This is a genomic window from Parvibaculum indicum (assembly GCF_011762095.1).
In the GTDB taxonomy this organism is placed as follows: Bacteria; Pseudomonadota; Alphaproteobacteria; order Parvibaculales; family Parvibaculaceae; genus Parvibaculum; species Parvibaculum indicum.
In genome coordinates, this window is record NZ_JAASQO010000027.1 from 1 (window position 1) to 9,877 (window position 9,877).

Sequence of the window (9,877 nt, forward strand, 5' to 3'; positions counted from 1 at the left end):
ATGAACTCCGTCTCGAAGTCCTCAAGCTCGCGAAACGCTGGAAGCCGAAAACAAGCCGGTGAAATGGGCGGGGTGTGACCGGAACACCGCTTACCCATCTTTGACAGCTTCTTTGGAAACTCCGGCACCGCCCGCATGAGTCTCGACGGTCCCATATCATCGGAGCAACACAAACAGCCGAAGAAAGACTCAGGGACCTAGCTTTTAAACGAGAGTTCAGAATTGGGGCCGGGCAAGTAGAGTCCATCAAGGAGGAGGAGGAGACGAGTACCCGAAAATTCAAGGGCGCCTGCAACATCTGATATGGGAAAATTTAGCCTTGGTGCGGACGCCAGCAACTTAATGCCCGACTGTCTCGAGTTCTGGCCCTGCCTCTGAAACAACTTCAGTGACTAAATACGCTCGGTCCGGAGACCCGTTAGGCAAAGCGCTGGTGTCGGGCCTGTCCGTCCCAGGAACCGGCGCATCCAGTTTTGTCATTGATGGTGAGAGAAACGGTTCAGCGATCTTGCAGGCGCGCTCGTACAACTGGCCATAGCTCATCGGAAAGATGTTGATTGCATGGTGGGCGTCAGCGCCCCAACGGAGATGGGCGTCATTGAGTTCCTCGGGACAGTCTCCGCCGATCACCAGACAATCCACGCGACTTTTTCTGAGACTCTCGACGTTCTGCATGAGACCAAAAGCATAGGCGTGAACCTGCTCGATCGCGGTCCATGAAAGACTGACGCTTGGTGCCTTCAGTTCAATGAGGATATAGACATCCTGAGAGGTCTGATAAAATCCTGTTTGCGAGGTCGCCCAGCCACACATGTCCGGTTCAAAGTTGTGCGGTACCCGGATTTTATATTTTTGGGCGTTCCAATCGACGTCTACACCGTCGAAGTGATCGCGAAAAACAGAAATCAGCCACTTCGGCGACGTGAAAAAGTTCTCTTTCACGATATACTCCGGCGCCAGCAGCCAGAGATTTCGACCCAGAACTTCCTGACACTCGGCTTCACTTGAGGCAGAAGAAAGCCAGACGGCTTCCATCTGCTCCAGGCGAGCCTCGAGACCATTGCGAATATCCTCGAAATCCCGGAGCCGCCGGACTTCAGTATCGGCCTTCTCTATGTGTTCATCTTGCTCGCTGATTTTGGAGTTAGCCTGATCAATCTCTGATGCCAGGCGAGCATTCTCCAACCGGAGGGGTTTGATGGCCCTGCGTATTGCCGCGTTCAAGGTCGAGCGATGGAGCAAGAGCAGAGTGGCCACCCCGATAACCGCAGGCAGAACAAACACCGCTATTCTGATGGTTTCGTCGCCCATGTTGCCCCTCCCCTCAGTCGCTCCCCTCACGATATTATTTTCAATAATCACGGACAACCGGTTTGGCGGTCATTTGAATTGGGATCAGGAACAGGAAAGAGGATGCACTGATATTACCGTTGCGGGGAAAGAACGACGTGTATTGCAGCACAGCATCCAGGCCCGGCTGCTTCGATTCTGCAATAGCGCCAAGGCCAAGCCCGATCGCTACGAGTTCCGTCCCACCCTCTCCAGCAGCTCTCCCGGCTCCACGTCGAGGGTTTCCGCAAGCTTTGCCAGGATCACGATGGTGGGATTGCGGATGCCACGTTCGATGCCGCTGATATAGGTGCGGTGCAGGCCGCTCTCGAAGGCCAGATCCTCCTGGGACCAGCCCTTTTCGGCGCGTATCCGGCGGACGTTGAGCCCCAGCTGCCTGCGAATGTCCATGCGCCAAAGAGACGGTCCGGCAAAACGAATGTCTGCAGCCGATGAGTCTCATTTTCCTTGACTTCCGGGGCCCCGGAAGCGTTGCTGGAGGCATGGAAACGCAGGCACAGGAACGGTTTCTCAGGCCGACCAGCACCCAGACCGGGCAGATCGCCGAGGCCTCAGTCGCCTCCGGCCTCATCCTCGCCTCCGGCGGGCGGCTTGCGCCGTTCCGGCCCTTCGCGGATGATGACGGGATCGACCTTCTCATCTACGACAAGGCAACCCGGCGGAGCGTGCCCGTGCAGGTGAAGGCCCGGACCGGTCTCGACAATGACAGGACCGGTACGGTGCAGTTCGATGTCAGACTGGCCACTTTCGCGGCCGAGGGTGCGGGGTTCATCGCAGCCGTTCTCATGGACGGTGCCGCTGTTCGGCTTGCATGGCTCATCCCGACGGAAGAGTTCGCGGAGGTCGCCCGCTCGGGGAAGGAGAAGCTCGTCATGGTCGCCTCCGCCAAACCCGGCTCCTCCGACCGCTACCGCGCCTGGCGTCATGACGGCATGACCTCTCTGGCAGGCGCTCTCATCAACCACTTCGAGCACGCGACCGGCTGACCCCGCCTCTTGCGATCTCCATGTCCCTGCGGAATGCTTGGTCCCCGACAGCTACGGGGCGGGGCATCGCAATGCCGAGAAAACACAAACCCGAATGGTACGAATACGGCTTTCCGGAAGAGGTCGAGCCCTTCAGGCTGAAGAGTAGCGAGGCCGACGAACTGGCCGCCATGCTCGACATCAGCGATCCGGAACGCCATGGCGAGCTGATCCGCCAGCTGCAGAAGGCGGGCGATAACTATCGCGATGCCGTGGAACTTTCCCGGATCACACCCTCCGTTCCCAAGCAACGCGCCGCCCTCGACGACCTCCTTTCAACCGCGGACGATCTCCGGCATATCCTCGCCACCATCGACCACGCCTCGCAGGATGCGCTCTGGACGCTGCTCGACGAACACCCGCGCCCTGCCGAGGATCGCGACACCCCCGAGAACGGCTTTACCCAGTACGAGGAACTCCGGATACGTCTGGAGCATCTGACGCCCGTGCTGACGCAGTATCTCGAGGACACGAAGCCGAAAGGCGGGCGTCCGCAGAACACCGAGCTGCAGCAGGCGACCGAAACCCTGATCGACATATATGAAGAGTTCAGCGGCAGCGCCTTCACCCATACCGCCCATGAGGAGGGCAGCTATACGGCCGAGCCCCGGTCCCCGGGCGACCGGTTCGTGCACCGGGTGATGTCGCTCATCGATGGTGATCTGACAGCCAGCACCATCACCTCCGCTATCGGCGCGGTTCTGCGCCGCAGAAAAGACCGGTAGGAAAAACCCCTCCCGCTTACCGACCCGGTTGTTCCTCTCCAGCGTCCGCCCGTCCCGCAGGAAACTGTCGTGGATTTTTTGGGATTGAAGAAAGGACCCTGGATATGACCCGGCAAGACCTTCAAATCGAAAACGTCGCCATTGCTGCGCTCAAGCCTTACGCGCGCAATCCGCGGACTCACTCAAAGAAGCAGCTGAAGCAGATCGAGGACTCGATCCGGCGCTTTGGCTGGACCAACCCTGTGCTGATCGACAGAGAGGGCGGCGTGATCGCCGGCCATGGCCGTCTTGAGGCCGCGAAGGCCATGGGACTCAGGGAAGTCCCTGCGATCCGGTTCGACCACATGAGCGAGGCGGAGAAGCGCGCCTATGTGATCGCGGATAACAGGCTGGCCGAGAATGCAGGCTGGGACCGGGAGCTGCTGGCGATCGAGCTGCAGGATCTCGTCATCGAGGCGCCTGACCTCGACATTACGCTGACGGGCTTCGAGACGGCGGAGATCGATCTGCTGATCGGCGAGCTGGACAAGGCGGAGCCCGACGAGGCGAACGCGCTGCCCGAGATCGACGAAACACTGCCGTCTGTGACGGTGCCGGGCGATCTCTGGCTGCTGGGCCGGCACAGGCTCCTCTGCGCCGATGCGAGGGACGGCCAGGCCTGGGCACGACTCATGGACGGCGAGACGGCGGAGATGGTGTTCACCGATCCGCCCTATAACGTGCCTGTCGAGGGTCATGTGTCGGGGCTGGGGGCACATCACCATGCCGAGTTCGCCATGGCATCGGGCGAGATGTCGCGCGAGGCCTTCCAGGCATTCCTGACCGAGGTGCTTGGCAACATGGCCGCGCAGGCCCGCGAAGGCTCGCTCCACTATGTCTGCATGGACTGGCGGCATCTGGGCGAGTTGCTTCATGCGGGAGACGAGGTCTATCGCGAGATGAAGAATCTTTGCGTCTGGACCAAGTCCAATGGCGGCATGGGCTCGCTCTATCGCTCGCAGCACGAGCTGGTGGGTGTCTTCAAGAAGGGCAAGGCGCCGCATATCAACAACGTCGAACTCGGCAAACATGGCCGCTACCGCAGCAATGTCTGGGCCTATGCGGGCATGAACAGCTTTGGCGGTGATCGGGACGAGGCGCTCGCCATGCATCCCACTGTGAAGCCGGTGGCGCTGGTCGAGGATGCGATCCTCGATGCAACGACGCGCGGCGGCATCGTGATCGATGGCTTTGCGGGCGCCGGCACCACGCTGATGGCGGCCGAGCGCGCGGGCCGCCGCGCCTTCTGCCTCGAGATCGAGCCCCGCTATGTGGATGTGACGCTGAGGCGGTTCCGCAAGACCACGGGCATCGAGCCGATCCATGCGGAGAGCGGCTTCACCTTCGCCGAGATCGAGTAAAGGCCGGCGTCAGCCACCCGGGCGCGGGCCCCGCAAATGCCAGGTTACAGGGAGCTTGACGGCAGGCAGAACACAATGCGCGGGACTTGCAAGGTCCCGCCCCCCCTTTTGCTCCCCGGAACGGGAGCCGGGTGGCAGCGCCACCCAAACAGACAGTGGAGACAGCAAACGCGGACACACCAAACTTAAGGAGAGCTCATATGAGCAACAAACGAAACCGGAAGAAGAGCCCTGAAGACACCGACTACGAGGTCGGCTTCGGTAAACCGCCCAAACGCACGCAGTGGAAAAAAGGCCAGTCGGGAAATCCGAAAGGAAAACCGAAGGGGTCGAAGAACGCTTCCACGGTCTTCGAAGAGATGCTCGCGCAGACCGTGGTCGTGAAGGTAAACGGGCAAGAGCAGCGCATGCCGCTCACCGAGGCCCTGAGGCACAAGCTCACAAAAGGCGCGTTGCAAGGCACGACCAAGGAAACGATGGACGTAATGAAGGAACTGGAGAAGCACTTTCCCGGGACCTTTTCGCCGAAAGATGCCGCGCCGGATACGCTCCGGGTATTGTTCGTCGAGTCCGACGGCGACGGCGCGCCTGAACCGGGTCAGGGCATGCTGCCCTGGGAAGGGCCCGTGCCCGAGAATGTAAGCCGGGCGGAACTCTGGGCCTGGAAATCAGAGTGCTACGCCGAGGCAAGCCGGCGCATAGCTGAATCGGGCGAAGAGGGCTACTTCCAGTGCCTGAACGACGCTGCTGACGAAGCAGAGACAAAGACGGTGAAAGAAGAAGACAATGATGATGACGATTCCTGGCTCGACTGAGCGTCAATCGATCAGATCACCATCGACAAAAAGTGAAGGGGCGTCTGCCCCTTCACCTCTGTCCGTGTCTCGCATGGGCCTGACAACGCCAACTCCCCTGCCCTGAAAGGACTGGACTTCTCCGGCAAAGGAAGCGTCACTGACCATGCTTCCGAAGACGCCAGAGGGGAGACAGTCATGGACGACGATCGCCGCGAAACCGCGCGCAGGCTGTTTGTGGCCTGCGCCGCAACGATCGAGAAGGCACACGACCAGGCCGCTCGGGGCCAGCATCCGCGTCTAGACGCCAAACAGGCCTCGCTCAGTTCCCGGAACATCGTGGAACTGGCGGACCGCATCAGGACGCTGGCCGAGGCGGCGGGTGTGGTTGCGGGCGAGTAGGACCAGCTCCACCGCACCCTTGCCCCCTCGTGCCGATTGCTATAGGTACACCCCATGATCAGGACCGTTCACATCGCTGCTCTATGGCTCCTCGGCATTTCCACCATGCCGGGGCGAGCGCGCTTGATCTGATCACATCACAATCAAACCGCATTGCACCGGCCCTGCCCAGGGCTGTCGACGTGCAGTGTGTGACCAGCCGGGACAGGGCTTCCAAACGACAGGAAAGTCCCGCATGGCTGACCAGAACGATACGCCCCCGGAAGAAGCCTCCATCGATGTCGCCGGCTACGGCCTCGCCATTGCCGGCGCGGCCCTGTTCTCGACCAAGGGCATATTCATCAAGCTCGCCTACACCACCGGTATCGGCACCGAGACCGTGCTGGCGCTGCGCATGCTCGTCGCCTTCCCGTTCTATCTCGCCATCGGTGCCTGGGTGCTGGCGACCTCGCCGGAGTTGCGGGCGCGGCTGAGCCCGGGCGAGATCGCGGCGGCCGCTGGCGTGGGAATCCTCGGCTATTATGTGGCGAGTTCGCTGGACTTTTGGGGCCTGTCCTTCATCACCGCCCAGTATGAGCGTCTGGTGCTCTTCACCTATCCTTTCTTCACGCTGGCACTGGGCGTGCTGTTCTTCGGTGATCGCATGAACTGGGGCGCCGTCCCGGGGCTCGCCATGTCCTATGCGGGGCTCCTGGTCATCATGGCGTGGAACTTCGTCGTGAACCCCGACGGGTTGCTGGCCGGGACGGTGCTAGTCCTCGGCGCGGCAGTGTCCTTCGCCCTCTTCCAGCATCTCGCCAAACGACGCATGGCCGTCATCGGCACGCGGGCCTTCACCTGTATCGCCATGGGGGCCGCCGCGCTGGTGGCACTTGCGCACAATACCGTTCAGCACGGTATCGCGAGCTACGCCGCCTTCTCGGGCGAGATCTGGTTCTACGGGGCCTGTCTCGGGATCGTGGGCACCGTCCTGCCAAGCTTTCTGCTGAACAGCGGTATCCAGCGCATCGGGGCACGAGCCACCTCCTCGACCGCGGCCTTCGGACCGATCGCCACCATCGCGCTCGCCGTCGTCGTGCTGGGCGAGGCGTTCACCGTCTGGCATGCCCTGGGCACGACGCTGGTTGTCCTCGGTGTGGCGTGGTTCAGCCGTGCCGAACACCGCGCCAAGACGCCCGCGCCCATCCCTGCAACACCGGTCGGGGAGCGCGGCGAGGCGTAGCGGCACCATCCCCGTGCCGGAAACGGTTCCCGGTACGTCTTGCGTTTCCCGGTCAGGCGAGAAAGGCGAGGACCTCTTCGCACATCTCGCGACGCCCCTTCTCCGGGCGATCGAGGTGAACATAGTGCGTCGCCTGCGGCAGCTCGAGAACGCGGAGCGAGGCGGCTTTCGTCAGCTCGTCCGCCAGCGCGGTGAGATCGCCCGGCCGACTCCAGAAATCGTTCTCCGAACGGATCAGGAGGACATGGGCGGTGATGTCACCGGCGTCCCACAGCCTGTGCCCACCGGCAAGCGTGAAGGAATCCGCCATCGCACCGTTGGGAGCCCGGAAGGCAGGCGGGTTGCGGGTGTATGACGAAGGATCGGATGCAAGGGCCGCATCCTGGTAGGCCCGCAGAAGAACGGGATCGCGCCATTCCTCCTTGTTCTCCGCGGGAATGGACGCGTCCCAGGACGGCAGCAATGACTCTGCCGTGCTGTATCCGAAGCCGCCCAGCTTGCGGGCATCCAGCCGGTCCGGCTCTTCTGCATCCGCCAGCGGACCGCCCGGCCCGAGCACCGGATGTCCGCGCTCCGCACCGTAGAGAGAATTGTAGAGAATGATCTTCAGATCGGGATCGGCGTGCCTCGCGGCAAACATGCCGACCCAGTGACCGCCGGTTGCCCATCCGAGGAGCCCGAGAACCTGTCGGCCCGTATGCCGCCGGACGGCCTGCGCAACAGCCTCGATATCCTCGACGACTTCATTCGATGGAGAAAGGATCTGCGCCTCGGCCGGATCGCCTTCCTGACCGATGCGGGTCGATCCGCCGTAGCCGCGGGCATCCATGATGAAGACATCATGACCCGCCCGGGCAAGATCAGCCGCCAGCGAACCGTCCGGACAGTCGAGGTCGAATGACGGAATACCCGGTACGCGCGCACCATGGAGCAGAATGACCGGGATCTTTGTCGAAGGGGTATCCGCGGCTGCCACATGCCGGACGGCAAGGCGGATTCCAGGCGCGCTCTCGATCTCGAGGTCTCGTCTAGCAATCGCTTCTGACGACATGAAACGTGTCCTCCCCGGAAGTGCCCGAACGGATACGACTTCTTTTGCAATACCATCGTGGTCTCGCAGGCGCAATTTGAGCGCCCAAGGACCGGATGTCAGTTACTCCCACTGCCACCCACGACAACCTCAACAGCGCTCGCCAGAACACTAATGTCTGAAGCGGTGTCTTTCAGGGTCGCAGCCAGCGCCATGGCATTGTCCGGCGTGATATGTGGCGATTGTCCCTGAACCGACAGTTCGTGACCCTGCTCCAGCAACCTGGTCGCAAGGGCCGAGATTTGTCTGGCGAGATCACGTGTATCGGCGTCCATCGGTTGACGTCTCCTCCCGTGAGAAGTGCAAGCGGTTCGGTACCGCAATGCATGCTTCCTTTGGCAGCGAAGTCCAGTCAGGAAATGATTTCCGAATGACGGGTCAACTTGGGAGGATTGTGTGCCACCCCCAGGGAGTCGAACCCCAGACCCAGACGCTCCAAACCGGCGGAAAATGTAACTTCCACAGCCACTTCGTAATTCGAGGAGGGTAACCAGGCGAGGGGGCTTGTGTCGCAGACCCGCTTGACCGTTGCCAAGTTTCGGCCGGCCGTTGATCAACCTTGCAATTGCGAGAAATTCAACCGATGGCAGCCTTAGGCGCCCGAGATGAACTTAAACACTTGGTCCCATTGCATCGAAACATTACGCCTGCCAAGGCAAGCTTTCGTAGAAAATTCTTACCCTCTCAAAACATTCTTCAAACGGCGGGACCTCACCCAGTTCCAGTTCCAGGGTTTGCCAATTGGCGCCGGATCGCGTTTTGATCTCGGGGTTTTGAAGTGAAGAGGCCGCCGGCTCAATATGACGGGACCGGCACTTTTCATGAAATACCTCCAGAATCTGAGCGCATACCTCGGCTGGAAGTTCATGCTCAGTGATCAATCGATCGAGATCATACACGTCCTGTCGCCTGTTCCGATTGCGCTCAACCTGCTGCAGCATAGCGCGATATTTTTCGGCTATCAGGTCTACAATCCCGTAGGCGAGCAATTCCTGCCCCCCTGTCAGCTCCAATACCTGGATTTGGCGCAACGGCTCATTGAACGAAATATCGAGATCGATAATTCCAGGGGCCCTCCCGGCAAGCATTGCCTGCTCCTGCCTGGTTCCTCGCTGAGCGAAAGCCACTTTGAGTTTGAGGGCAGGAAACTGCGCATCCTCTATTTCAATATGGTTGGGCTGCCTTCTGACCGAGTGCACCTGAAGAATGAGATCGGCGTAACCGAGCTTCGCCGCTGCTCTGGGAAAAGCTGAATCGAGAAGACCCCTTATCACCTCATCAACATTCTCTTTTGCTTCCAGAACAGCCGACAAATCAATATCTGCCGTTTGCCGTGGACTGTTATAGGCAAGCCCCATGAGTATACCCCCCTTCAGAACGAGCTTTTCGTTCAGGGGAGCCGTCATAGCTATCGCGTTCAAAGTAATTTCGGCAGCCTGGCGCTGCCCATATGACGCTGGATCGGCTTTGGCACGCTCGACCCAGCCCGCCACATCAATTTCGATGAAGTCATTGGACATTGAGTGATATCATCCACGTCTCAGAAAAGGTGGGAGCAAAAGCTTTAGACGGATCAAGCTTGCGGCTGCTGCCGCGCTGCCCCAACGCTTTCCATTTTTCTATGCCTGAGTGCCTTAACCCCAAGCGCTCTTCGAGGATGTAGCCTGCGCGACTTTTGACAAGGTCACTTGCAGCAGTATCGACGGCGGAAACGATATCATCCAGATATGTTGCAGCGTGCTCTTCCCAGACATCAAGGATGTGATCCATCCCACCGCAAAGATCGGGTTTTTGCAGCATATCGAGAAACGTTTGTCCTATCGTTGAGAGGCGTGTGTCGCTGCCACGAACTTTCAGGAAAGCACCCGC

General features: G+C 60.3%; 12 protein-coding genes. 6 read left to right on the forward strand and 6 right to left on the reverse strand.

All coding sequences use genetic code 11. The features are described 5' to 3' along the window. Positions 1-339: 339 nt before the first annotated feature. Together FHS78_RS18980 and FHS78_RS18985 are read right to left on the reverse strand one after the other, a co-directional pair. Positions 340-1,311: a hypothetical protein gene (locus tag FHS78_RS18980; RefSeq protein WP_167096049.1), complete on the reverse strand. Its 972-nt coding sequence runs from the start codon at positions 1,309-1,311 to the stop codon at positions 340-342. 207 nt (positions 1,312-1,518) lie between these two features. Next, the gene (locus FHS78_RS18985; RefSeq protein ID WP_167096051.1) at positions 1,519-1,740 is read right to left on the reverse strand and encodes a helix-turn-helix domain-containing protein; all 222 of its coding nucleotides are present in this window, start codon (positions 1,738-1,740) and stop codon (positions 1,519-1,521) included. A gap of 92 nt (positions 1,741-1,832) precedes the next feature. On the opposite strand from FHS78_RS18985, the gene FHS78_RS18990 reads away from it, so the two are divergent. The 6 genes from FHS78_RS18990 (at position 1,833) to FHS78_RS19015 (ending at position 6,918) form a co-directional block, all read left to right on the forward strand. Then, on the forward strand, positions 1,833-2,336 hold the full coding sequence (locus FHS78_RS18990; protein WP_167096052.1) for a PDDEXK-like family protein: 504 nt from the start codon (positions 1,833-1,835) through the stop codon (positions 2,334-2,336). Positions 2,337-2,407: 71 nt separating this feature from the next. Further along, a complete protein-coding gene (locus FHS78_RS18995; protein ID WP_167096054.1) occupies positions 2,408-3,100 on the forward strand; it encodes a hypothetical protein in 693 nt (230 codons plus the stop codon). 104 nt (positions 3,101-3,204) lie between these two features. Beyond that, entirely contained in the window at positions 3,205-4,500 is a 1,296-nt protein-coding gene (locus FHS78_RS19000) for a site-specific DNA-methyltransferase (protein WP_167096056.1), read from the forward strand. Between the two features lie 200 nt (positions 4,501-4,700). Next, positions 4,701-5,315 (forward strand): DUF5681 domain-containing protein, encoded by a 615-nt coding sequence (locus FHS78_RS19005; RefSeq protein ID WP_167096058.1) that lies wholly within the window; start codon positions 4,701-4,703, stop codon positions 5,313-5,315. Positions 5,316-5,492: 177 nt separating this feature from the next. Next, positions 5,493-5,696 carry a hypothetical protein gene (locus tag FHS78_RS19010; RefSeq protein ID WP_167096060.1) on the forward strand — a complete coding sequence of 68 codons (204 nt, stop codon included), beginning with the start codon at positions 5,493-5,495 and terminating at the stop codon, positions 5,694-5,696. A gap of 235 nt (positions 5,697-5,931) precedes the next feature. Continuing rightward, a complete protein-coding gene (locus FHS78_RS19015) occupies positions 5,932-6,918 on the forward strand; it encodes a DMT family transporter (RefSeq protein ID WP_167096062.1) in 987 nt (328 codons plus the stop codon). Positions 6,919-6,970: 52 nt separating this feature from the next. Here the strand turns inward: FHS78_RS19015 and FHS78_RS19020 are convergent, their stop codons facing one another. The 4 genes from FHS78_RS19020 to FHS78_RS19035 all read right to left on the reverse strand — a co-directional run. Further along, the gene (locus tag FHS78_RS19020; RefSeq protein WP_167096064.1) at positions 6,971-7,969 is read right to left on the reverse strand and encodes an alpha/beta hydrolase; all 999 of its coding nucleotides are present in this window, start codon (positions 7,967-7,969) and stop codon (positions 6,971-6,973) included. Positions 7,970-8,067: 98 nt separating this feature from the next. Then, positions 8,068-8,283 carry a hypothetical protein gene (locus FHS78_RS19025; protein ID WP_167096066.1) on the reverse strand — a complete coding sequence of 72 codons (216 nt, stop codon included), beginning with the start codon at positions 8,281-8,283 and terminating at the stop codon, positions 8,068-8,070. Positions 8,284-8,649: 366 nt separating this feature from the next. Then, on the reverse strand, positions 8,650-9,528 hold the full coding sequence (locus FHS78_RS19030; protein WP_167096068.1) for a nucleotidyl transferase AbiEii/AbiGii toxin family protein: 879 nt from the start codon (positions 9,526-9,528) through the stop codon (positions 8,650-8,652). Further along, positions 9,518-9,877 (reverse strand): hypothetical protein (locus FHS78_RS19035; protein ID WP_246220609.1); only part of this gene is annotated, 360 nt, incomplete at its 5' end. The genes FHS78_RS19035 and FHS78_RS19030, both read right to left, overlap by 11 nt.

Coding starts and splice junctions, on each gene's coding strand:
- FHS78_RS19020 (WP_167096064.1), bottom strand. CDS start 7,969: ATGTCGTCAGAAGCGATTGCTAGACGAGACCTCGAGATCGAGAGCGCG.
- FHS78_RS18995 (WP_167096054.1), top strand. CDS start 2,408: ATGCCGAGAAAACACAAACCCGAATGGTACGAATACGGCTTTCCGGAA.
- FHS78_RS18985 (WP_167096051.1), bottom strand. CDS start 1,740: ATGGACATTCGCAGGCAGCTGGGGCTCAACGTCCGCCGGATACGCGCC.
- FHS78_RS19015 (WP_167096062.1), top strand. CDS start 5,932: ATGGCTGACCAGAACGATACGCCCCCGGAAGAAGCCTCCATCGATGTC.
- FHS78_RS19030 (WP_167096068.1), bottom strand. CDS start 9,528: ATGTCCAATGACTTCATCGAAATTGATGTGGCGGGCTGGGTCGAGCGT.
- FHS78_RS19000 (WP_167096056.1), top strand. CDS start 3,205: ATGACCCGGCAAGACCTTCAAATCGAAAACGTCGCCATTGCTGCGCTC.
- FHS78_RS19005 (WP_167096058.1), top strand. CDS start 4,701: ATGAGCAACAAACGAAACCGGAAGAAGAGCCCTGAAGACACCGACTAC.
- FHS78_RS19010 (WP_167096060.1), top strand. CDS start 5,493: ATGGACGACGATCGCCGCGAAACCGCGCGCAGGCTGTTTGTGGCCTGC.
- FHS78_RS19025 (WP_167096066.1), bottom strand. CDS start 8,283: ATGGACGCCGATACACGTGATCTCGCCAGACAAATCTCGGCCCTTGCG.
- FHS78_RS18980 (WP_167096049.1), bottom strand. CDS start 1,311: ATGGGCGACGAAACCATCAGAATAGCGGTGTTTGTTCTGCCTGCGGTT.
- FHS78_RS18990 (WP_167096052.1), top strand. CDS start 1,833: ATGGAAACGCAGGCACAGGAACGGTTTCTCAGGCCGACCAGCACCCAG.